Origin of the sequence: Haloarcula argentinensis DSM 12282, assembly GCA_000336895.1 — an archaeon.
GTDB classification, from domain to species: Archaea; Halobacteriota; Halobacteria; order Halobacteriales; family Haloarculaceae; genus Haloarcula; species Haloarcula argentinensis.
The window spans coordinates 347,654-370,310 of record AOLX01000014.1 but is presented as its reverse complement, the minus strand read 5'-3'; the positions used below and the strand labels follow the sequence as shown (position 1 = coordinate 370,310).

25 protein-coding genes are annotated in these 22,657 nt (G+C 63.2%); 10 read left to right on the top strand and 15 right to left on the bottom strand.

Annotated elements, in window-relative coordinates:
• Positions 1-77 precede the first annotated feature (77 nt).
• Positions 78-773 (top strand): metal-dependent hydrolase, encoded by a 696-nt coding sequence (locus C443_RS05435; RefSeq protein ID WP_005534516.1) that lies wholly within the window; start codon positions 78-80, stop codon positions 771-773.
• Between the two features lie 72 nt (positions 774-845).
• Positions 846-1,532, top strand: coding sequence for a protein sorting system archaetidylserine synthase (locus C443_RS05430; RefSeq protein ID WP_005534514.1), 687 nt, complete (start codon positions 846-848; stop codon positions 1,530-1,532).
• Positions 1,533-1,553: 21 nt separating this feature from the next.
• On the opposite strand, the gene C443_RS05425 is transcribed toward C443_RS05430, so the two are convergent.
• The gene (locus tag C443_RS05425) at positions 1,554-2,330 is read right to left on the bottom strand and encodes an alpha/beta fold hydrolase (RefSeq protein WP_005534513.1); all 777 of its coding nucleotides are present in this window, start codon (positions 2,328-2,330) and stop codon (positions 1,554-1,556) included.
• A gap of 147 nt (positions 2,331-2,477) precedes the next feature.
• On the opposite strand from C443_RS05425, the gene C443_RS05420 reads away from it, so the two are divergent.
• Complete coding sequence (locus C443_RS05420) at positions 2,478-2,723, top strand: DUF7127 family protein (RefSeq protein WP_005534511.1); 246 nt, start codon at positions 2,478-2,480, stop codon at positions 2,721-2,723.
• Positions 2,723-4,996, top strand: a complete 2,274-nt coding sequence (locus C443_RS05415; RefSeq protein WP_005534509.1) for a CDC48 family AAA ATPase — start codon at positions 2,723-2,725, stop codon at positions 4,994-4,996. Before C443_RS05420 ends, C443_RS05415 begins: the two co-directional genes overlap by 1 nt.
• Before the next feature lie 57 nt (positions 4,997-5,053).
• Here the strand turns inward: C443_RS05415 and C443_RS05410 are convergent, their stop codons facing one another.
• Positions 5,054-5,806: a TrmB family transcriptional regulator sugar-binding domain-containing protein gene (locus C443_RS05410; RefSeq protein WP_049943939.1), complete on the bottom strand. Its 753-nt coding sequence runs from the start codon at positions 5,804-5,806 to the stop codon at positions 5,054-5,056.
• A gap of 129 nt (positions 5,807-5,935) precedes the next feature.
• Here C443_RS05410 and C443_RS05405 point away from each other — a divergent pair, with 129 nt between their 5' ends.
• Both C443_RS05405 and C443_RS05400 read left to right on the top strand, forming a co-directional pair.
• Entirely contained in the window at positions 5,936-7,471 is a 1,536-nt protein-coding gene (locus C443_RS05405; protein WP_049943915.1) for a hybrid sensor histidine kinase/response regulator, read from the top strand.
• A 61-nt stretch (positions 7,472-7,532) separates the two neighbouring features.
• Positions 7,533-8,093 (top strand): DUF420 domain-containing protein, encoded by a 561-nt coding sequence (locus tag C443_RS05400; RefSeq protein WP_005534504.1) that lies wholly within the window; start codon positions 7,533-7,535, stop codon positions 8,091-8,093.
• 2 nt (positions 8,094-8,095) lie between these two features.
• On the opposite strand, the gene C443_RS05395 is transcribed toward C443_RS05400, so the two are convergent.
• The 5 genes from C443_RS05395 to C443_RS05380 all read right to left on the bottom strand — a co-directional run bounded on the left by C443_RS05395 (position 8,096) and on the right by C443_RS05380 (position 11,652).
• The gene (locus tag C443_RS05395; protein ID WP_005534502.1) at positions 8,096-8,656 is read right to left on the bottom strand and encodes a GNAT family N-acetyltransferase; all 561 of its coding nucleotides are present in this window, start codon (positions 8,654-8,656) and stop codon (positions 8,096-8,098) included.
• A gap of 56 nt (positions 8,657-8,712) precedes the next feature.
• Positions 8,713-10,155: an amidophosphoribosyltransferase gene (purF, locus tag C443_RS05390; protein ID WP_005534501.1), complete on the bottom strand. Its 1,443-nt coding sequence runs from the start codon at positions 10,153-10,155 to the stop codon at positions 8,713-8,715.
• Between the two features lie 14 nt (positions 10,156-10,169).
• Complete coding sequence (locus tag C443_RS20755; RefSeq protein WP_004517916.1) at positions 10,170-10,343, bottom strand: 50S ribosomal protein L37e; 174 nt, start codon at positions 10,341-10,343, stop codon at positions 10,170-10,172.
• Complete coding sequence (locus C443_RS05385) at positions 10,340-10,522, bottom strand: LSM domain-containing protein (RefSeq protein ID WP_004517917.1); 183 nt, start codon at positions 10,520-10,522, stop codon at positions 10,340-10,342. Before C443_RS05385 ends, C443_RS20755 begins: the two co-directional genes overlap by 4 nt.
• 71 nt (positions 10,523-10,593) lie before the next feature.
• Positions 10,594-11,652: a M20/M25/M40 family metallo-hydrolase gene (locus tag C443_RS05380; RefSeq protein WP_005534498.1), complete on the bottom strand. Its 1,059-nt coding sequence runs from the start codon at positions 11,650-11,652 to the stop codon at positions 10,594-10,596.
• A gap of 459 nt (positions 11,653-12,111) precedes the next feature.
• Between C443_RS05380 and C443_RS05370 the strand changes: the two genes are divergently transcribed.
• Complete coding sequence (locus C443_RS05370; RefSeq protein ID WP_005534496.1) at positions 12,112-13,062, top strand: zinc-dependent metalloprotease; 951 nt, start codon at positions 12,112-12,114, stop codon at positions 13,060-13,062.
• Between the two features lie 36 nt (positions 13,063-13,098).
• Here the strand turns inward: C443_RS05370 and C443_RS05365 are convergent, their stop codons facing one another.
• Both C443_RS05365 and C443_RS05360 read right to left on the bottom strand, forming a co-directional pair.
• A complete protein-coding gene (locus C443_RS05365; RefSeq protein WP_005534495.1) occupies positions 13,099-13,629 on the bottom strand; it encodes an Rrf2 family transcriptional regulator in 531 nt (176 codons plus the stop codon).
• Between the two features lie 76 nt (positions 13,630-13,705).
• The gene (locus C443_RS05360; RefSeq protein WP_005534493.1) at positions 13,706-15,250 is read right to left on the bottom strand and encodes an alkaline phosphatase family protein; all 1,545 of its coding nucleotides are present in this window, start codon (positions 15,248-15,250) and stop codon (positions 13,706-13,708) included.
• 123 nt (positions 15,251-15,373) lie between these two features.
• Here C443_RS05360 and C443_RS05355 point away from each other — a divergent pair, with 123 nt between their 5' ends.
• A complete protein-coding gene (locus C443_RS05355) occupies positions 15,374-15,799 on the top strand; it encodes a DUF5796 family protein (RefSeq protein WP_005534490.1) in 426 nt (141 codons plus the stop codon).
• Between the two features lie 42 nt (positions 15,800-15,841).
• On the opposite strand, the gene C443_RS22090 is transcribed toward C443_RS05355, so the two are convergent.
• Complete coding sequence (locus C443_RS22090; RefSeq protein ID WP_004517924.1) at positions 15,842-15,976, bottom strand: DUF7128 family protein; 135 nt, start codon at positions 15,974-15,976, stop codon at positions 15,842-15,844.
• Positions 15,977-16,061: 85 nt separating this feature from the next.
• Between C443_RS22090 and C443_RS05345 the strand changes: the two genes are divergently transcribed.
• The gene (locus tag C443_RS05345; protein WP_005534488.1) at positions 16,062-18,179 is read left to right on the top strand and encodes an AAA family ATPase; all 2,118 of its coding nucleotides are present in this window, start codon (positions 16,062-16,064) and stop codon (positions 18,177-18,179) included.
• Positions 18,180-18,454: 275 nt separating this feature from the next.
• On the opposite strand, the gene C443_RS05340 is transcribed toward C443_RS05345, so the two are convergent.
• The 5 genes from C443_RS05340 to C443_RS05320 all read right to left on the bottom strand — a co-directional run bounded on the left by C443_RS05340 (position 18,455) and on the right by C443_RS05320 (position 21,382).
• Positions 18,455-19,468, bottom strand: coding sequence for a DUF4349 domain-containing protein (locus C443_RS05340; protein ID WP_005534487.1), 1,014 nt, complete (start codon positions 19,466-19,468; stop codon positions 18,455-18,457).
• Between the two features lie 78 nt (positions 19,469-19,546).
• On the bottom strand, positions 19,547-20,365 hold the full coding sequence (locus C443_RS05335; protein ID WP_005534485.1) for a carbon-nitrogen family hydrolase: 819 nt from the start codon (positions 20,363-20,365) through the stop codon (positions 19,547-19,549).
• On the bottom strand, positions 20,362-20,793 hold the full coding sequence (locus C443_RS05330; RefSeq protein WP_005534484.1) for an SRPBCC family protein: 432 nt from the start codon (positions 20,791-20,793) through the stop codon (positions 20,362-20,364). The genes C443_RS05335 and C443_RS05330 overlap by 4 nt, the downstream gene beginning before the upstream one ends.
• A gap of 67 nt (positions 20,794-20,860) precedes the next feature.
• A complete protein-coding gene (locus C443_RS05325; protein ID WP_004592831.1) occupies positions 20,861-21,088 on the bottom strand; it encodes a DUF7123 family protein in 228 nt (75 codons plus the stop codon).
• Positions 21,089-21,151: 63 nt separating this feature from the next.
• A complete protein-coding gene (locus C443_RS05320) occupies positions 21,152-21,382 on the bottom strand; it encodes a DUF7525 family protein (RefSeq protein ID WP_229727241.1) in 231 nt (76 codons plus the stop codon).
• 87 nt (positions 21,383-21,469) lie between these two features.
• On the opposite strand from C443_RS05320, the gene C443_RS05315 reads away from it, so the two are divergent.
• Positions 21,470-22,651: an LEA type 2 family protein gene (locus C443_RS05315; protein WP_049943914.1), complete on the top strand. Its 1,182-nt coding sequence runs from the start codon at positions 21,470-21,472 to the stop codon at positions 22,649-22,651.
• Positions 22,652-22,657 lie beyond the last annotated feature (6 nt).

Here is a 22,657-nt window from a genome sequence, read left to right as displayed (position 1 = left end):
ATTAATCAGGTGGGGTAGTTTCTGATTCTGATAGAGCCCACCACAACGCTCATTTCTGTGGTCGTGTTGATATCTATATGCCTTCGCTGGTGGTTCACTACGCTTTTGTTGGGTTACTTGCTGCAACGCTGCTGGGTGCTGCATTCGATAAGCGGTCGCTGCTCCTGTCGATACTCGTCGTCACGTTCCCTGATGTAGACGCGTTCCTCGGCCTCTACTGGCAGGCCGGCCACCGGGCTGCGACGACGAATCTCGTCATCCCGGCAGTGCTGGCGCTCCTCATTGGAGTCGATCTGTACGTGCGTGACGAATCGTATATCAGGGGCCGCTGGGGGGCCTACGGTGTTCGTGTCAGCTGGTTCTGCGTCGTGGTGTACGCGGTGGGTCACGTACTGCTAGACCTGATTACGGGCGGTGCGAACCTCTTCTGGCCGCTGTACGACCAGTTCTATCAGCTCAGCGGCCACCTAGAGCTGTCGAGCCAGCGCGGCATCGTCCAGACGTTCGTCGAACTGCCCGAGCCGCGCACTCAGACGCCTGGTGGTACCGGTACGAGCGGCGCGAGCGGCGGGTCGACCACGCAGTCGATGGGTAACTCAAGCGAGGTGCAGATGAGTACTGGCATCGACCCCAATCCGGGACAGCCGGAACCCGAAACCGTCGACCGCGTGTTCCCCATCGCCCGGAGCGGTTGGGAGCTGGTCATCCTCGTCGTCGGGTCGCTTGCCACCGCTGCTCGCCTCTGCATCGGCCACGACCTCCCCAACGAGTGATGGACCGCCGGTCGGCACTGCGGAGCGTTCGCTTTCGAGTCCTTCATATACGACCTGGCACACCGGGAAACCATGGGCTTCGAGGTACGCCGACGACTCAGTGTTGCCGACACGGTGACGTTGTTCAACGCCGTCGTCGGGTTCGTCGCCGGAGCCATCGCCTTCACTGACCCCCATCTGGCCGCTCGCCTCATTCTACTGGCGGTCATCGCCGATGCAATCGACGGGATCGTTGCCCGGAACGGTGACAGCTCGGCGGTCGGCCCGCTGTTGGATTCCGTGACTGACGTGGTTTCGTTCGGTGCGACACCAAGCCTCTTTCTCTACGTGCTGTTGACGGACGCCTACGGCGGTATCGAGGCCGCACATCCGGCCGTGTTCGTCGGCCTTGCCCTGCTCGCCTCTGCGTACGTCGTGTGTTCCATCGTCAGGACGGCGTTCTACTCGACGTATTTCGACGCACCTGACGAACGGCCGGGCATGCCGAACACGCTCGGAAGCATTATCATCGCGACGGCGTATCTGAGCGGCATCACGAACCCGCTTGTTCTGAGTGTCGGTGCGATCGGTCTCTCGCTTGCGATGATCGCGCCCTTCGACTATCCGAAGCCGGGGCCGAAACATGCCATCCCGATGGGTGTCGTGCAGGCAGTTGCCGTCGTTGCGCCGACGGCGTTCTTCCGGGCCGGGCCGCGAGCGATGCTCGCTATCGCCCTGCTGTTTTTCACGCTCGGACCGTGGATCTACCCCGGCGAGTAGCCCTCGCCAGTCGCGCTCTGCTCAGACTGTGTCCTCAATGAACTCCTGCAAGCTGTCGTTGAACGCCTCGGCCTGTTCGACCATCGCGAGGTGTGCGGCGTCGGGGACGAACGACACCTCGCCGTCGGGGATCTCGTGGGCCAGTGTTTCGTGATACGCACGGGGGGTCAGCTTGTCGTGCTCGCCACAGACGGCCAACACGGGGACGTCAATCTCGCCGAGCCGGTCGCGCACGTCGAATCCGTGACAGGTCATGAAATCGCGGCGGGTCACTGTCTGCCCGACTGCCGCCATCTGCTCGTGAGACCGGGACGCGGCCTCGTGGTCCGTGTCGTGGAACAGGCGGTCCCGTTCGTGCAGAAACTCGACAGCGCGGTCCCAGTCAGTCGTGAGCCACTCCTGTAGCCCTTCGAACACCGGGAGTCCGGGGCCGGTCCCCAGCAACACTATCGCCGCGGGCGTCCAGTCCCGCTCCAGCGCCACCCACTGGGCGACGGCCCCACCCAGCGAATTACCGACCAGCACGTCCGCCTCTGTTTCCCGTCCCACAGCGACCACGTCGTCCGCGTAGGCGTCGAGTGTCGTGATCCCGGCCTCGGTGTCGATGTCGTCGGAGTCACCGTGCCCGGACAGGTCCAGCGCGACAGCGGGATGAGTCGGTCCGGAGGGTGCGTACTGTCGACCCCACACGCGGTGTGTCGCGCCGCTACCGTGAACATACAGCGCCGTCGGTCCCGCTGCAGCAGACTGCGTCTCTCTGTACGCCGTGACTCGCCCGTCGTGCTCGACCCAGTTCATGCGACACCGTTCGGAAGCGGTGTGGATAAAAGATTGGCGCGCCCAGGACAGGTGTGAACCGCATTCAAGCAACTCCCAAAATTTTCCCGCCGTACGGCGTATTTTGGCGATAGGTTTATATATCTATCACGCTTACTTTGAGTTAGCATGACTTCAGAACAGCAGTTGTTCGACGAGACGCCCCTCCGCCGATTCGAGTACGACGACAGCGTCGTGCTCGCGGCGGACGTGGGACCCGCTGCCGATGCGAGTGTCGATGTGGTCGATGGGACCGTCATCGTCGTCGCTGACGGCCATCAACACGAACAAGAGATCCCTGCCGGTGACGCACGAGCGTTTATCAATCACGGGGTTCTCACTATCGAACTGTCAGAGGACGAGGGAGATAACTGATGAGACTTACTGTCAAACCACTCAAACAGAAAGACGCCGGCCGTGGCCTCGCGGCTATCGACCGCGCCGCGATGGACGAACTCGAACTCGAGAACGGCGACTACATCGTTCTCGAAGGCAAACAGGACAGCCGCGCAGTCGCCCGCGTCTGGCCCGGCTACCCCGAGGACGAGGGGAAGGGTATCGTTCGCATTGACGGGCAGCTTCGTCAGGAGGCCAACGTCGGTATCGACGACCAGGTCAACATCGAAAAGGCCGATGTCAACCCCGCGACCTCGGTCACCGTCGCGCTGCCCCAAAACCTCCGGGTTCGGGGCAACGTCGGCCCGATGATTCGCAACAACCTCAGCGGTCAAGCCGTCACACAGGGCCAGACCGTTCCGGTGAGCTTCGGCCTCGGACCGCTCTCCTCGATGTCCGGCCAGAAGATCCCGCTGAAGATCGCCGAAACCGAGCCCTCTGGGACGGTCGTCGTGACCGACTCCACAGACATACAGGTCAGCGAGATGCCCGCCGAGCAGGTCCACAGCGGCGAGGGCGCACCCGAAGCCCGCGACACGCCTGACGTGACCTACGAGGACATCGGCGGCCTCGACCGCGAGCTCGAACAGGTCCGTGAGATGATCGAGCTGCCGATGCGCCACCCCGAACTGTTCCAGCAGCTCGGTATCGAGCCGCCGAAGGGCGTCCTCCTGCACGGCCCGCCTGGCACCGGGAAGACGCTGATGGCCAAGGCTGTCGCCAACGAGATCGACGCCTACTTCACCACTATCTCCGGCCCGGAGATCATGTCGAAGTACTACGGCGAGAGCGAGGAGCAACTCCGCGAGATCTTCGACGAGGCCTCGGAGAACTCCCCCGCTATCGTCTTCATTGACGAGATCGACTCTATCGCCCCGAAGCGCGGCGAGACCCAGGGCGATGTGGAACGCCGCGTCGTCGCCCAGCTACTCAGCTTGATGGACGGGCTCGAAGAGCGCGGGCAGGTCATCGTCATCGGGGCGACGAACCGCGTCGACGCCATCGACCCGGCGCTGCGCCGTGGTGGCCGCTTCGACCGCGAGATCGAGATCGGTGTCCCGGACAAGGAGGGTCGCAAGGAGATCCTGCAGGTCCACACCCGCGGGATGCCCCTCTCCGAGGAGATCAACATCGAGAACTACGCCGAGAACACCCACGGTTTCGTCGGCGCTGACCTCGCCTCCCTCACGAAAGAGAGTGCGATGAACGCACTCCGACGTATCCGCCCCGAACTCGACCTCGAATCCGATGAGATCGACGCCGAGGTACTGGAACGGCTGGAGATCAGCGATACGGACTTCCGCGAGGCAATGAAGGGCATCGAACCCTCCGCGCTCCGGGAGGTCTTCGTCGAAGTCCCGGACGTTACCTGGGACTCCGTCGGTGGCCTCGAAGGCACCAAGGAGCGGCTCCGGGAGACCATCCAGTGGCCGCTTGAGTATGAGGACGTGTTCGAGTCGATGGATCTGGAAGCCGCAAAGGGCGTGCTGATGTACGGCCCGCCCGGCACCGGGAAGACGCTCCTGGCGAAAGCCGTCGCCAACGAGGCCCAGTCCAACTTCATCTCCGTGAAGGGGCCGGAACTCCTGAACAAGTTCGTCGGTGAGTCCGAGAAGGGCGTCCGCGAAGTGTTCAGCAAGGCCCGCGAGAACGCCCCGACCGTGGTGTTCTTCGACGAGATCGACTCTATCGCCGGCGAACGTGGCGGCGGCACGACCGACTCCGGCGTCGGCGAGCGCGTCGTCTCCCAGCTCCTGACAGAGCTAGACGGCATCGAGGACATGGAAAACGTCGTCGTCGTCGCGACCACGAACCGGCCGGACCTCATCGACGACGCGCTCCTGCGCCCCGGCCGACTCGACAGGCACGTCCACGTGCCCGTCCCGGACGAGGAAGCCCGGCGCGCTATCTTCCAGGTTCACACTCGCGACAAGCCGCTGGCCGACGGCGTCGACCTCGACCAACTGGCCAGCCGAACGGACGGCTACGTCGGCGCAGACATCGAAGCGGTCGCCCGCGAGGCGTCGATGGCCGCGACCCGGGAGTTCATCAACAGCGTGGACCCCGAGGAGATCGGCGACAGTGTCAGCAACGTCCGCGTGACGATGGACCACTTTGAGCACGCGCTCGAAGAAGTCGGCCCCAGCGTCACCGAGGAGACCCGCGAGCGCTACGACGAGATCGAACAGCGCTTCGACCGGGCTGAACCCGGCGTCACCGAGGAGAGCACGGCCAGCCGAACCTTCCAGTAGCGACGGTTAGCACACTACTGCTGATTTTTCTGCACTGTCGGCACGTTTCCCGCTTCGTTATTGCTCAGCAGCCCTGTCCAGCGTGATTTCGCGACACTCGTAGACTTCTCTCGTCGCACCTGACCCGCCGACGGTGACCGGTCCGGAATCGGTTTTGATGGTGAGCGACCGTTCGGCCGGGTTCTTACTCGATGCGGGATAGACGATACTCTGCCGGGCGTTTATTACCGGTCCTGATATCGTCGTCTCAGTGCGGTCCGCCGTCGAGAGTACCCGGGCGCGAGCGGTGATCGCCGTTCCCTCGCGCAGCGCCAGCGCCGCCGCAAGCACCGCGAACTGGAACGCGGAAAACGTCCGGGGGAACACACAGACGTCGGCGATGTAGCATTCCGCTCCCATCAGCCAGTGGCTCCCGAGGAACATCGTGAACTCATCGTGTGCGAGGTTTTCGTTATCGAATTCGGTCGCCTGATAGTCTGCCATCGAATTAGTCAGCAGTCCGGAATGCCCCGTGAGTCCGCGCTGCATATCAGCGGTCACGAGCAGTGGGGTAATGCCGCTCTCGATTGTCCGCACCGCCGTGGCGATCTCCTCGTATGCGGGTGCTGGTGCTGCCTCGTCGCCATGGACCAGTAACAACACCAGCACATCCCGCTCGATAGCTGCGCCGAGCTGCGGCACAAACTCATGGAGGGCCGATTTTGGGACCGCGATCGTGAGACTCTCCCCGGCACTGTCGATAAGTGAGTGCATCGCATCGATGACTGCCGACTGGGTCCGATGGGTTTGCAGTCCCGATTGTGCCATCAGCAGAGAATTCGGTGCCACGTGTATAAATCGTCCCCTGAATTCGGAGAGAGCGTCGCTGTGGCGGGAAATGTCATCAGTGACGATAGTTAGGGTGTAACTTCTTTATGTATGTATCTCCTCGGAAGGGTGATGAAGTCACAGCCCACCGTCCTGTTTGTCCGCAGTCCAAGTCAGGACAGGGCCGCGATTTCGATGCTCCGGGACAGTGGTCTCACCGTTCACGAGTTCGACGGGGTTCGTGATTTGGAGCGTACGCTCGGCGATTACGACGCGGACTGCGTCGTCACGAACTGCGAAGTGGAGAATCTGGACAGGACGCAGTATCTCGGTGGGCTGACGGTTATCGAACGACTGCGGGAGAGCCATCCCGAGCTCCCGGTCGTCCTTTTCGCCGAGGTGACAAACGGCGACATCGCCCGCGAAGCGTACAGCCGCGACGTGTTCGGCTACGTTCCGAGTACCGTGAACGACGCCCACCAGCGACTGCTGGCACAGGTCGACGCCGCCGTCGCGTCCAGCCCCGCCCGCCAACGGGCGAACAAGCGAAAACAGCTCAACGAGGCCGTCCGGCTGGTCAATCAGGCCCTCGTCCGCTCACAGTCACGGATGGATATCGAACGCGATATCACGGCGGTTCTGGCGGGCACGGCCAGATACAGCGAGGCCTGTACGGTGACCTGTCAGCACGACAGACCGGTCGTTCGAGCGCTGGGGTCACAGCGTGACCACGTCTCCATCACTGCACCGGAACCGTTGCGCCGGGCCGAGTCGGAGGACCGACTGGTCGTTGCAGACATCGACCCAGCAACGGTCGCAGATGACACAGACGCACTGGAGACGGACTGTTCCCGAGTTCTCGCTGTCCCGCTGGTGTACGATGGGGCGTCGTACGGCGTCCTCGGAGTGTACGCCGACCGTGTCGATGTCTTCGACACGGAAGAACAGGATACGTTCAGAGAGGTCGGCCACAATATCGCGCTGGCTATCGACGCGAGCCAGACGAAAGACGCGCTCCAGCAGCGGACGACCGAACTGGAACGACAGAAAGAGCGGCTCCGTGAACTCGCACAGATCATCTCACACGAACTCCGGAACCCGCTTCAGGCAGCGATGGGACGGGTCGAACTGCTAGCCACTGAACACGCCGCCGAGGAGTTCGACGCCATCCAGCGCAGCCACACCCGGATGTCGTTTCTCATCGACGATCTCATGGAAATCGCTCGACAGGGCGGCAGACAGTACACCGTCGAACCAGTCACGCTCTCCGACGTGATGGCGGACGCCTGGACGACGGTCGACACCGGTGGGTCGACCATCGAAATCGACTGTACCGAGACGATACTGGCCGATGGCAACCGGCTGTGTCAGCTTGCGGAGAACTTCTTCCGGCTCGCCATGGAGCAGGGTGACACCGGCAAAATAACGGTCACCGACACGGCTGACGGATTCGCCCTCGAATACGACGGTGTCCCGCTGGAGGCGGGGAACAAAGGGCCGTTTGAACTCTATTACGCCTCCAGTGACGAGGGGGTCGGGCTCCACCTCGCTGTGATCCGGGAAATCGCACAGGGCCACGGGTGGGAAATCGCCATCTCCAACGAATCAACGGAGCGGGTCCGGCTGAACGTCACTGACGTCGAGCGGCCGGCAGCGAAAACCACGTAGCGACCCCGCCTCGCCGTACGTGACTCGAAACCGTATTTTGCATCCAGACCGGAGTTGTGGTATGGATCTTCAGGCTCGGTATCGCGTGCCAGCACTCACTGGCCTGTTGACGGTCGTGTCGCTCGCGCTCGTTTTCGGAGCCGTTCTCGGGGCGATTCCCCGATCGGCTCTCCCCGCTGCACCCGCGAGCGTTCTCGGGGCGATCCCCCACGCCAACGCTGTGGTCAGCGCCCTCGCTATCGGCACAATCGTCGGCGGTATCCGAGCGATCCGCCGCGGCGACGTCGCCCGACACCGGACGCTGATGCTCTCCTCGTTCGGACTGTTCGCTCTGTTTCTCGTACTGTACCTCTACCGGATAACACTTGCAGGGCCGACGGACTTCACCGGGCCATCAGTCGTCGAGACCTACTTCTACCTGCCCTTCCTCGCCGTCCACATCCTGCTTGCCATCATCGCCATCCCGGCGGTGTACTACGTCTTGCTGCTGGCTTACACGTACCCCGCCTCGGAACTGTCGTCGACGAACCACCCGCGTGCTGGGAAACTAGCCGCAAGCCTGTGGCTGATCTCCTTCTCGATGGGAATCGTCGTGTACGCGATGCTGTATCTGGTCTGGTAAGCTTACTCGCGCTCTGTTCGTAGCAGGCCGAACCACAACATGTCTCGCCACGCGCCGTCGAGATGCCACTCCGCCCGGTGGGTGCCTTCTTTCTTGAATCCCAGGCGTTCGACCACCGCGACGGAGCGGTCGTTTCCGCCCACAATCTTTGCCGACCATTTCCGGAGCGCCCGCTGGTCGAAGCCATACTGGACCAGCCTGCTCGCCGCCTCGGTGGCGTATCCCTGCCCCCAGGCGTCTGGATCGAGCCAGTAGGCCAGTTCGGCTGTGCCCCGCTCCGGGTCGTGGTCCGTCATGGCGACGAGTCCGACCGGCTCGGTTCGGTCCTCGACTGGGCCCGGACTCCCGGTCGGGTCGACACAGACCAGCAGATGGACCGAGTCCTCATCGGAAAGCGTCTCTTCGTAGTAAGTCTCCATCTGGTCGCCGGTCGGCGGGCGGGCGTACGTCCCCAGCCCCCAGACCTTCTCGTCGTGAAAGACGCGCTGTATCCAGTCACGGTCGTCTCGTTCCGGGGACCGGAGGGCGGTTCGGTCGGTTGCAAGGAAGGACGGCCCTGGCATTGGCGACTCCTCGCTCGGACTGGGCAAAAATGTAGTGCTGTGTAGCGCCGACGACGCTAGTCGTCGGCCGGGCTCGACTGCGTCCCGATATCCGGGCGGGCAACGTCCCGATCCGTCGCCTCGCCCTCGATATCGTAGGGATACTCGCCGGTGACACAGCCGAGACAGAGGTCAGTCCGGCTCGTCTCCAGCGTCTCCGCGATGGCGTCGATAGAGAGGTACGACAGCGAGTCCGCCTCGATTTCCTCGCGGATCTCGTCGACGGACTGGTTCCCGGCGATGAGTTCATCGCGGGAGGCCATGTCGATACCCATGTAACACGGGGCGACGATTGGCGGCGCGCCGATGCGGACGTGGACTTCCTCGGCACCGGCGTCTTTCAGCAACTTGATCAGTTGCGTCGAAGTGGTCCCGCGGACGATAGAGTCGTCGATGATGGTGACGCTTTTGCCCTCGATGGTCGACTTAATCGGGTTGAGTTTCAGTCGGACGGCCCGTTCGCGTTCGTCCTGCGTCGGCATAATAAAGGTGCGGCCGACGTACCGGTTTTTCATCAGCCCCTCGGCGAACTCGATATCCGAGCCGTCGTCCTGTGCGGCCTCGGCGTATCCGGAGGCGAACGCGCGCCCTGAGTCGGGCACCGGCAACACCACGTCCGAGTCGACGCCGGATTCCTCCCAGAGTTTCCGGCCCAGTTCGCGTCGGACCTCGTAGACGAGGTTTTCGTCGATGGTCGAGTCCGGTCGCGCGAAGTAGACGTGTTCGAAGAAGCAATGGGCCGTGTTCTCGGGTTCGACGAGCTGATAGGTGTCGTAGCCGGTGCCGTCGGCGTGCAAGACGACGAGTTCGCCGGGCTTGACGTCCCGGATCAGTTCGCCGTCGAGCGTGTCGATAGCTGCTGATTCGGAAGCAAGGACGTAGCCGTCCTCGAGTTCGCCGATACACAGCGGTCGGTTCCCCTGCGGGTCGCGCACGCCGAGGACCGTCTCGTCGTGCATGATGGTCAGCGAGTACGACCCGTGGATGCGGTTCATCGTTCGCTTGACAGCCCGAACCAGATCCTCCTCGAGGAGATTACGCGCGAGGTCGTGGGCGATGACCTCGGTGTCGCCGTCGGACGTGAAGGCGTGGCCGAGGTCGGCCAGTTCGTCGCCGATCTCGTCGGCGTTGACGAGATTCCCGTTGTGGGACAGGCCCAGCGACCCCGACTTGAACGAGACGGAGAACGGCTGGGCACAGCAGGCGTTGACGCTCCCGGCAGTCGGGTATCGAACGTGACCGATACCGTTCGAGCCGTTGAGCGCCTCCAGATCGCCGGGGTCGAATGCGTCACCGACGAGTCCCATCTCGACGTGGCTGTACTGCTGGAACCCGTCGTGGGTGACGATACCGGCCGATTCCTGGCCGCGGTGCTGGAGCGCGTACAAGGAGTAGTAAAGCGGTCGGGCGGCGTCACGGTCCTCCAAAGAGATGCCAACAACGCCGCACTTCTCGTGCATTTGTGTTGAGTGAGTTATTCGCCCGCTTTCGACTGCCACTCGTAGTCACGCCGCTTGGCCGACTTGCCGAAACCGCACGACGAGCAGACCTTCTTTTTTGTGTGATACGACTTTTCACCACACCGTCGACACTTCGTGTGCGTCGTGGTGTTTTTCTTGCCCTGACTCGGAGTTCCTGCGCCAGTCATGGAGTAATTGAGACGACGTTATCGCCGCGTATAATCGTTGTGTCTTCATCCTCGACGACGAGGTTCATGTGTTGGTCATAGCCGGTGAGCTCACCCTCAAACAGTTCGCCACCCTTCAGCTGTACGGTGACTGTCTCACCGAGGGACGCTTCGAGTACATCTAGCGGTCGTCCACTCATGTACGGTTTGGATAGTGATGGCCGCTTAAACGTACCGTTTGTCTGATGGCCCGCGAGACCGTTCCGCTGTCTTACACGTCGACGCTAAACGGCGCTCGATCGGCCGCTCGGACGGCGAAGCCAGCTAGCAGGTCTGCAAGCGCGTCGAGGTCGTCGGGATCGATGACCTCGACCGGCGTGTGCATGTAGCGGTTCGGCAGCCCGACGTTGACCGACGGAATCCCACCACGTGAGGTGTAGAATGCGTCCGCATCGGTCCCGGTTCGAGTGCCCGCCGCCTGCAACTGGATGTCGATGTCCTCGGCCTCGCTCGTCTCTCGAAGAGCGTCGACGGCGACCGGATGGTTCGCGCTCCCGCGGGCGACGACCGGTCCCTCGCCGAGATCCACACCCGTCGCGGCCTTGCCGGGCGAACCCGGTGCGTCCGTCGCGTGCGTCACGTCCGCCGCGATGGCCACGTCCGGCGCGAGGTCGAACCCGACCATCTTCGCCCCCTGTACGCCGACTTCCTCCTGCACTGTCGAGACAGCGTACACCGTCGCGTCGGGGTCTGATTCTGCCGCGCGGCGGAGGCCCTCGGCGGCCGCCCAGATACCGATACGGTTGTCCATCCCCCGTGCGGCAAGGCGGCCGTTCTCCAGTTCACTCAGCGTCTGGACGAACGTCACTGGGTCGCCGCGGTCGACGAGTGATTCCACCTCGTCGCCGTCCGCTGCACCCACGTCGACGTACTGTTCGGAGATTTCGGGGACTGAATCGTCGTCCGAATCCCGGAGGTGAATCGCGGTCTGTCCCACGACGCCCGAGACGGGACCGTCAGCCGTGTGAATGGTGACGTGTTGCCCGCGCGAGACGGTCTTGTCAGAGCCGCCGATGCGGCCCAGTTTGACGAAGCCGTCGTCCGTGAAGTCCCGAACGATGAACCCGATTTCGTCGCCGTGGCCCGCGAGCGCAACGATCGTGTTGCCGCCCTCGACCTTTGCGACAGCGTTCCCGTAGTCGTCCGTTCGGACCTCGTCGGCGAACTCGCTGACGTAGTCGAGCCACACGCGCTGGCTGTCAGCCTCGTATCCAGACGGGCCGGGCGTTGTCAGCAGCGATTCAAGGAACTCTCGTCGTCGTGTGTCCATACACGAGATAATTGCCCCGTGGTGATGAAAACAACGGACGGCATACGGTCTAGGACATCTCAGCGTGGTCATGGTACCGCCACGGCTAAGAGTCGCGGCGTCGAACTGTCACTATGGCAGAATTCACCTTCCTCGAAGTACATCTCGACGGTGCGGAGTTCACTGCGAACGCTCCGTTCAGCGCTGGCGACGATGACGACGAATCAGACAGCAAATCACGGTGGTCGCGGGCGGACGGATCGAGCAACGAAACAGATACGGAAGACGGCAGTGGCCCCAGTATCGGTCGCCTCGCGCTTGCGGTACTCGGTGTCGTCGCAGTTGTTGCGCTCGTTCTACNCAGAAGACGCTGCTGACAGCGACGTCGACCTGTAGCGGATAGGTCCCGCTCTCGAACCGAACGCGGGGAGTCATTTTCACAGGGAGAAGGCCTATTTTCTCCCGCCACATTTCAGACGTATGGGAATATACCACAGCGTTCAGGCTGTCGCCGGCGCGACCGGCGACGGCCCTATCGACTGGAGTGCCGTCGCCGACGCCGCGAAGGGCGCCACGGACACGGGCGACCTCACCGTCGGGACGCCCGAACGCGACGGCTATGCGACCGACGTTCGGGACGCCAGAGACCGCGTCCGGGAGGTCGGCGAACTCGCCTTTGACCTGCCCGAAACCGTCGAGATCCAGAACCGCCACCACTGGATCGATGCCAACGTCGCCACGTTCAGTCGCGTGATGGAGCCGATCGAACAACAGGCCGAGTACATCCCCGGTATTGCCCGCGTGGTCAACACCGGATCGATGGCCGTTGCACTCTCGTTTCTGGGGAACAACGTCCTGGGCCAGTACGACCCCGTCCTGCTCGCGGACAACGACGCCCACGCGCTGTACTTCGTGCGCCCCAACATCAACCGGGTCGCCAGCCAGCTGAACGTCGAGCGGGACCGCTTCCGCCGCTGGATCGCGTTCCACGAGGTCACGCACGCAGCTGAGTTCGGCGCGGCCCCGTGGCTGTCTGACCACCTCGAAACGGCGATGGAGGATGCCATCGACAACCTCACCGACGGCAACATCGACCGGGCGACGCTTGGCGAACTCGATACGACGATGACTGCCGTCGAGGGGTACGCGGAACTGCTGATGGACCGTGCCTTCGACGACGAGTACGACGACCTGCGGCGGAAAGTCGACGAGCGCCGGCAGGGACGTGGCCCCATCGCATCGCTCATGCGACGGCTGCTCGGCCTCGGGATGAAACGCCAGCAGTACGAACGCGGGAAGGCCTTCTTCGACACAGTCGCCGATGCCCGCGGCGTCGCTGCGGCGGGGCGCGTCTGGGACTCACCGGACACGCTGCCCACCGAAGACGAGATAGAGACACCGACGCTGTGGATCGACCGCGTCGACCCCTGAAACCGCTACAGCACGCTACGCGGTCCCGCGGAACGCTTATTTCTCCGGTTCTTCCACAGGCGCTTCGATCTTCGCGACGTCGAGGAGGATTTCGCTGTTCGATTCGTCGACCGCGACGACCGTCCCGGCGACGACGAGCTTCGAGATCGGCGTCGGTCCGAGAATGACCGCCTGACTCTCGCTGAAGTCCTGAACCGAGCTCTGGAGGTGGAACCGGGCGCGGCACTTCTCCGGGTCGTGGACGTTCGTGAAATTGATTTCCTCGACGGTGACGTCGACCCGCTCGTAGTCGTGGGCGACGACGACGCTCTCGGCCTCGTCGATCTGCTGGCGGTCGATTGCGTCGAACGCCTCGGACGTCGGCTTGTACCCACCAGTCGGTCCGGGAATACCCTCGACGAGTCCCAGCGAGGTCAGACTCTGCATCTGGTTCCGTACCGTTCCGGGGTTCCGGTCGATCTCCTCTGCGATTGTCTCGCCGGTAACTGCCTCACCGGTCTGTTGATACCTGTTTACCAGCGTCGTAAGCATCGTTCGCTGGCTGTTGTTCAGATCGATGCTAACCATACCGGTGTGTATCGGGAGCGGCTACTTATCCCATTGGGTTCGCTCATTTGAACGCCGGTCGAACTCACAGACGGGACTACTCCATGTATCCCAGCTGCTTCAGGCGGTCTTCGACGGCGTCGCCATCGTCGCTCCCGAGTGCATCATCGATACTGAGTGGGTCGCGTTCGCCGACATCAGGGTCATCGGGGAATACCGGGAGCACCTTGCCGCGCATATCAGTCGGGACAGCACAGCCGTGGGCGGCCAGCACCGTCGGCGCGATGTCGAGAATGCTGATACGGTCGAGTTCGCCCTGTGGCTCGAAATCCGGGCCGCTGGCGGCGAAGATACCGTAGGGTGTGTTCTCGGCCGCCCAACGGTCCGGGCCGCTCTGGATGGTCCCGCCGCCGATGCCGTCGTTGACGTGGACGCCCGGGCGCTGGTCGACGACCACGTCAGGGCCCGCATCGACGTAGGGGCCGTTGTACACGTCTTCGCCGCTGTACACGTCAGTGAACAGCGGCCCGTGCTCGTCTTCCACCTCGCGCAGGTCGGCCATCAGCGACTCACGAACCGATTCCACGTCGAATCGAGGGTTGATGTACACCGGTCCCTGTCCGCTGGCGACGACTTTCGTCTGCTCCAAGTCGATGGCTTCGAGCTTGCGATCTCGTTTGACGCCGTCGCGTTGCGGGACGAGTTGCTGGATCGATTCCGGGACGACGCGGGCGAGCGTGTCCACCAGTCCAGCGCGTTTTGCGACCGCAAGCAGATTCTCCCGGTCGAGCCCGATTCGGGTGAGGAGCGCGTCGACGCTCGTATCCCGAACTTGGTAGCCGTTCTCGGCCAGCCACTCGTTGATGTAGAACTCCGTCTGAGTCGCGTCACAGCCGTGGTCGGACATCAGGACGAGATTCAGGCCCTCGCGGTCGTCAAGCCGGCCGACCCAGTCGTCGACCAGCTGCCACGCGCGCAGGCTTGGTTCGTCGTCCCAGAAGAAGTGATGGAGGACATTGAGATAGAACAGCGTGACGTGGACGAAATCGAGGTCCCGCTCGTCCATGAGCGTCGTCGCCACCTCGAAGCGCTTCTCTAGCAGGTCCAGAATAGCCTCGACCTCAGCGCCGCGTTCGTCATTCGAGGACAGTAGCGGCTCCGGGTGGACGCTGTAGTCGAACCGCGATTCGAGTTCCTCGGCCAGTTCCGGCGGCGAGGTGTACCCGGAGCTGATCGATCTGTACTCCCCCTCGACGGCGTCCGGACCGCCGGCGACGACGAGGTCGTCGATGTCCCGCGGCGGGTACATCGTCGGCATGTTGACGACGCCGGCCGACTGTCCCTCGTCGTTGAGGTAGTCCCACAGTTCGGCGGTGTCGTAGTCGCTGCCGTTCATCACGTTGATTTCGCCCGCAGCGAGGTCGATGTTCTCGAACCAGAAGACACCGAACCCACCGGGGTCCTTGCCCGAGGAGTAGCACTTCCAGTTCGGGAAGGTCACAGGCGGCAGACAACTCCGCGTCCCCGCCCAGGTGCCGGTGTCCCGCAGCGCGGCCAAGTTCGGGAGCTCGCCGGCCTCGATCCACGGGTCGAGCAGTTCCCAGCTCGCACCGTCGAGTCCGACGACGAGGGTCTTCGTCATGGTGAGACGGAGACAGGCGAGTCACTAGTCCCTTTCGCACCCGTTCCAGACATGGGTCGCCGGGCGACTACGGGCCGAAACGGACAACGCGTCACTTTTGAGCGCGCCGCCGGAACAGTTGGTATGAGCAACCGGTCGGACATCGCACCGGACACCGTCTCGGTCGAGTTGACCGAGGACGGCGTCGTCGTGGAGTACCTCGACGGCCGTCAAGCGTTCTACCACGGCGTCCCAACGACGGTCGAAGGGAGTATCCAGACTGCGCCGGGCAAAGACACGCACGTCCTAATTACCGACGAGACGGAGACGTCGGGCATCCTTGTGTATGTCAACGACCTCCGGACACACGACGACATTCTCGAAGAAACAGGCGTCGGACGGGTCATTCTCGACGACGGTGAGGAGGACGAACTGTTCCCGGGGGTCACGGTCCGGGATAATCAGATGCGGACGGAAGTCGAGGTGGACTACGGCGTGACGAACGGCCGGGTGTTCGTCTTCGAGGAGGACGAACTCGGCGAACGGAGCTACGAAATCGTCGAGGGGTGAGCCCTGCGGTGGGGCAGGTGCGACTGTGTGGGGTGAGAACCGTTACTGGATGTAGGACGGGTCTTCGTCGTCACAGTTCTCCTCGTGCTGGCGCGCGTCGCTCTGGTCGTCGAACATCAGGCCACAGGTCTCGCACTTGTACCACGTGACCTCGTCTCGCTCGGTCTGGACAACCATATCAGAGACTCGAATTGCCGTCCGTATATTATTTTCCCGCAACACAACGAGAACCCTCAAGGGAGTCGGATTGCAAGAAGGCGGCATGAGCGGGTCCACTGACGCCGGTATCGAACTCACCGTCGAGGGGGCGAACAAGCGCGACGCCGGGCGCGGTATCGCACGGCTACCGGAGTCCGCACGGAACGAGTTGGGCGTGTTGAGCGGGTCGCCCGTCATCATTGACGGGGATGGTATGACTGTGGTGAAGGTCTGGCCGGCTGACGATGACGGCTCATTCGTCCGCATCGATTCGGACACCCGGGCGAACGCCGGCGTCAACATCGGCGACACGGTCACGGTGACAAGCGGGTCGGTCTCAGAGGCCATCGAAATCGCCGTCCAGCCGGTCGAACCGATGCCAGAAAGCGAAGACTACGACAGTCTGGTGAGGAAACGTCTTGTCGACCAGATAATCCAGGCCGACGAGCGGACCTACATCGAAGGGCTAGGCACGTTCCTCGTTCGCAAGACCTCTCCCTCGGGACCGGTACGAGTCACCGGCACGACAGCAGTAACTGTGCTGCCCGGCCTCGACGGTGGCAGCGATGCAAGCCAGTCGTCGTCCGAGGAGGCGACAACGGCGCACACACCGACCGCCGAGACTGAGTCCGGAGTGAGCTACGAAGACATCGGCGGCCTTGACGAGGAACTGGACCGTATCCGGGAGATGATTGAGATGCCGCTGTCGGAGCCCGAGGAGTTCCGCCGTCTGGGTATCGACCCACCGAGTGGTGTGTTGCTCCACGGTCCACCCGGGACGGGAAAGACCCTCATCGCTCGTGCCGTCGCCAACGAAGTCGACGCCTATTTCGACACCATCTCCGGTCCCGAGATCGTATCCAAGTACAAAGGCGAAAGCGAGGAGCGACTACGGGAGGCTTTCGAGAAGGCAGAAGCGAACGCGCCGGCTATCCTCTTCGTCGACGAGATCGACTCCATTGCCGGATCTCGGGACGAGGACGCCGACATGGAGAACCGGGTTGTCGCCCAGTTGCTCACGCTGATGGACGGCCTCGAAGACCGGGGCCGGGTCGTCGTCATCGGCGCGACGAACCGCGTCGACGCCATCGACCCGGCACTGCGCCGCGGTGGCCGTTTCGACCGCGAAATCGAGATCGGCGTCCCCGGCGAGCACGGCCGGCGCGAGATTATGGACGTCCACACGCGGGACATGCCGCTACACGATGACGTGGATCTGGACCGCATCGCTGCCCAGACCCATGGCTTCGTCGGGGCTGACCTCGCGTCGCTGACCACCGAGGCCGCGATGGCTGCGCTCCGAGCAGACCGCGACGGCGGCGATGTCCACCAGGACAACTTCGAGACCGCACTCGCCACTGTCGACCCAAGCGCGATGCGGGAGTACGTCGCCGAATCGCCGACGGCGACCTTCGACGACGTGGGTGGGCTGTCCGAGGTCAAGCAGACGCTGACCGAGACCATCGAGTGGCCGCTGTCGTACGGAGAACTGTTCACCGCGACGAACACCGACCCACCGAGCGGCATCCTGCTGTATGGCCCGCCGGGGACGGGGAAGACGCTGCTTGCTCGGGCCGTCGCCGGCGAGAGCGACGTGAACTTCATCCACGTCGCCGGCCCTGAAATCATGGACCGCTACGTCGGCGAGAGCGAAGAAGCGGTCCGGGAACTGTTCGAGCGCGCCCGACAGACCGCGCCGAGCATCATCTTCCTCGACGAGATCGATGCCATCGCCAGCCACCGCGGCCAAGGCAACGAAGTCACCGAGCGCGTCGTCTCCCAGTTGCTCGCCGAACTGGACGGCATCACCGAGAACCCCAATCTGGTCGTGCTAGCCGCGACCAACCGCCGGGACATGATCGACGACGCGCTGCTGCGACCCGGCCGCCTCGAACAGCACGTCGAGGTCCCGAACCCTGACCGTGAAGCACGCGAGGAAATTCTCTCCGTCCACACCGCCGGAAAGCCACTCGCTGCTGACACCGATATCGGGGACCTTGCCGAGGAAACAGATGGCTTCTCGGGCGCAGAGCTGGAGGCCGTCGTCCGCGAAGCGTCGATGCTGGCCATCCGGGAGATGGCGTCCGCCTATGGACCCGAGGAAGCCACCGAAAACGCCGACGAAGTGGAGATCACACCCGAGCACTTCAGCAAAGCGCTGGAGCGGGAACGGGCCCGATAATACTCCGGGCGGCGTGGCCCAGTCGAACCGTGCTTGCCAGTTCCTATTGCTGAGATACTTCTCCGTGCGATTCCGTCGGAAAGGCGAGGAGAGGCGAAAGGGTCGACTCCGGGAGAGGAGTGAAAAGGCTGTCCGGACAGCCTTGGCGGACGAGCGACGCCGAGTGGCCGAGCAGCGAGACGGGCGTTAGCGCCGGCATCGACGTGAAAAGCGCCTTGCCGGCAGATACTTGTAGCAAATGCACACGCAAAAAAGGCCCGGTTGTCGGGTTCCGGCTACGCGTCGTCGTCGGGCGACTCACCAGTCGGTTCGCCAGTGGGTTCCTGCTGTGGGGCGTCACCGCCGCCGTCGCCGTCTTCTGTGGCCGATTTCGACCCGCCACGTCGGCCCAGCAGCGGGAGCGACCGACTGCGGAGGAGTCGACGGCCGCCGACGACTGGGACGGCGAGGACGACGAGCCACGGCGCGAGGCTCGCGGCAGTCACCAGCAGGCTCCGGGTGAACACGTACACGTCGGTGACTGACGAGAGAAACGCAGCGACCAGCGACCGCTCGTGGTACGGCACTTGCTGCGCCGACGGCTCGGGTGCTGGCTCGTGAATCTCGACGCGGAGCGTCGAATAGGCGACCCGCTGTTCGAGCGAGCGCTTCTGTGCTTCGAGGCGTTCGATATCGCTCTGGACCGACGACAGATCTTCCTCGATGCGGAGCAGCTCCTCCGTGCTGTTGGCCTGTTCGTAGAAGGTTCGCAATCGGTCGCGGCGCTCCCGGAGGTTGGTCAATCGCGCTTCGAGGTCGACCAGCTTGTCGGTTACGTCTTTCGTCGTCGTCTCCTCGGAGCGGACCGTTCCCTGTTCGGCCACCATCGACTGCGTCGGTTCGTACTCCTCGCTTGGCACTCTGACGACGATGTACCCGGTGTACCACGTCTCGCCGTCATTTCGGTGGAGTTCGCGGTTGGAGTCGCTCACGTACCCGCCGGACGTGCGAGCGCGGGCGGCGATTGCGTCGGCTGTCGTGGAGTAGTTCTCCACCTCGACCACCATCCGTCCGTTCCGAATGATGGCCCGGTCGGCCGCCGCGTCGCCGGCCTGAATGTTTCCGTCATCGCCAGCACTCGCCCCGGAATCCGCCGCGACAGGCTGACTTGATCCGTCGCCGCCGCTGGACATCTGTGCGCCGTCACCGCCGCCCTGTGCCTCGCTCGCGTCGCCGCTCCCACCCAACCCGGCACAGCCGGCAAGGAGGAGGAGCGCGACGACAGCGAGGACCCTGACTCGCGAAGCCATACGGCATGGATTCGTTCTGAGAGGAGCATAACGACAGCGAACGCTCAAAAACCGCTTTTTGTCAAACAGCGACTGCAGTTACGGCCAGTCCGTCCGGCGGTCAGCAAGCGCCGGGAACTCCTCGCGCACCTGCTCGACACGAGCCGGGTCGAGGGTGGCGGTCACCAGCGCGGGGTGGTCGTCGGCGCTGGCGAGCGTTGTTCCCCATGGGTCGTACACCGTCGACCGTCCCAGCAGTTCCGCGTCTTCGAACTCCCCCACACCGTTCGCCGCGGCGACGTACAGCTGGTTCTCGACGGCGCGAGCGCGGCCGAACAGTTTCCAGTGCTCGATGCGCGGATACGGCCACGCGCTGGGCACGAGCGTCAGCGTCACGCCTTCGTCGACGAGGTGGCGGTACAGCTCCGGGAACCGGAGGTCATAGCAGGTGGTGACTCCGATGGTGAATTCCTCGAAGTCGACAGTCGGAACCGTCTCACCCGGCTCCAGTAACTGGGATTCCGCAGAGTCGTAGCCGAACAGGTGGTGCTTGCGGTACACCGCCCGGCGCTCCCCGTCGCGGTCGAAGAACACAGCGGTGTTCGCCAGCCCCTCATCTGCGGGCACGTCGAACCCACTGTCGGCGCTCGTCGATAGATCCTCAACGACGCTCCCGGCCAGCACCGCCACGTCGTTGTCTGTTGCGACGCTGCGAATCTGGCTGAGCGTCTCGCCGTCCAGCCCCTCTGCGTCACGGGCGTATCGGTCGAACGAGAAATAGCCGACGTTGAACAGCTCCGGGAGTACGACGAGGTCCGCGCCGTCCGCGGCCGCGTCTCTGATGGCGGTCGTTGCACGGCCGACGTTCTCGGCCACCGAGTCCGACGACACGTCGATCTGGGCAAGCGTGAGCCTCATGCTTCGACTTCGAGGTCGTCCCGCAGTGCCTGTTCGAGGTTCTGCATCTCGTCGTCGAGGTTCCGCTTGAAGAATCGCTCGACGCCGGGCAGCTTGCCGTCGACGATGAACCGGTTCGTCAGTTTCGTCCCGCCGTCGGCTGTCTCTTCGAGTTCGTGTTCGCCTTGGACGGTCATCACCTTCGAGCGACCGATGAAGCGGGCGTACTCCGGGCGACGCTGCTCGACGTCCTCGGTTTTCACCGCCATCGTCTGGCTGACCACCGGAATCGGGAGCTCGATCGACCAGTTCGCGTGTGTGTCGTCGATGACATCCCAGTCTGTAACGACGCTAATCGGCCGGGCCCGTTTATCCGGGTCGGTGATGAATTCCCAGACACGTTCCGGTGTGGCCGGCACAGTCATCGTTCGTTCGACCCGGACAGTCATGGAAGGTACTGAGGACTACTGGCCGATGAATCCACCGATTGTCACAGTGTGCAAAACCCAGCGGCGACTATCCAGTCGGTGTGACGCGCCACGTCGTCGACCGTGCCCGCCCCCACTTCTCGATCTCGACTTCGTCGGCCTCCTCAGCTAGGCGCGGGAGTCGCGCGCCCACCTGCTTCGACGAGAGGCCGAGCTGCTCAGCGATGTTCTTCGCGCGGAAGTAGCTCTCCCCACGCGAGACGCTGTCCCGGAGATATTCGAGAATGCGTCGGTCTTCCTCGCTGTAATCGGCCATACAAGAGATACGGTCTCTGCGTTTTTAACGGTTCCCTTCGCAGTCTCGCGGCTGATACCGATATCAGGCGTCGTAGGCGTGAATCGCCACGATAGCCACGGCCGCGGCCAGCATCGCGAGCCCGAACGCGCCGCCGGAGGTCACGAGCAGGTTCCCCGTCTCAAGCTCCTGTGCGTGCAGAATCGCGTAGTTGTAGCTGTTGGTTGCTGTGAACAGGGCCGCGCCGACCGAGACGAGCCCGAACAGCAGGGCCAGGCCCATCCCCATGTCGCTTTTGGACGCCTTGGAACTCATGTACGACGCTTTCGGTGTTGCCCACTTAGTTCATTCGGGCTGGGGCCACAGGACATATACCGGCCCGTAGAAGATGGGTGTACAACTATGGGACGGTTGAAAATGGTTGGAGTTCTGGTCGTCGCGGTCGCCGCTGTCGCAGGGGGCAGCGTCGCGCTCGGTGTTCTGGGAACACCCAGCGTCGCGTCTGTTGACAACCACTTCGCGGGCATCTCGAACCAGACGACCACCGTGGCGACGGATCTGACTGTGAGCAACCCCAACCCCGTCGGCGTCCAGCTGGGCAGTGTCGGACTCAATTACACCATTTCGATGAACGGCGTGGAGATAGCACAGGGCGACAGGCAAGGCATCGGTCTCGGCACCGGCAACTCGACGCTGCAGTTCACCACCGAGATGCAAAACGACCGCATCCCGCCGTGGTGGGCCACCCACATCGACAACGGCGAGACGACAGCAGTAGGTATCGATGCTACCGTCACGTCTTCGTCGCTCGGCGGTCGGTCAGTGTCATTTAGCCAGGAACGCACTATCGAGACAGACCTCATCAGCCAGTTCAACTCCACCGAGACACGTCCCGTCGAGGCCGACCAGCCGCTCGTCTCGGACCCCGTTCTCTACATCAACGAGACTCGCGGCACGTGGGATCCGGAGAACCTCACCCAGTCCGAGACGCCGCTTGACCTTGCATTCGACGTGTACAACCCCAAGCCGTACCCCTACACGATCACCAAGGTCGGTTACACCATCCGGATGAACGACGTGACCGTCGGCGAAGGCGAGACGGATCGTGGCTACGTCCTCAGCCCCGGCAAGGAGACGACACTCGAAGCGAACACTGCCATTCAGAACGAGAACCTTGACCGCTGGTGGGTGACCCATCTCCAGCGAAATCAGCAGACGGATCTCTACATCGATTTCTACCTCGTGCTTGAGGGCGGCGGCGAGCAGTTCAGAGTCGATCTGGACTCCATCGACTACCAACAGGAGATAGAGACAGATATCTTCGGCACCAAGACGCAGTACCCGACCGGCGATGGGACTGCTGGCAGCCCCAGCGATGGGTCCGATAGTTCGACAGGCGACAGCATGACTGCAACCCCAACGCCGACACCCACGGAAACCGAAACAGACGGCGGACTACTGGGCGAAGGGGACACAGAAACGGATGAGGGTCTGCTGAATGGTGGAGAGACAGAAACGGAAACCGCGACGGAGACGGCCACGCCGACTGAAACCGAGACAGACGATGACGGCCTCCTCGGGTAGCCGGTA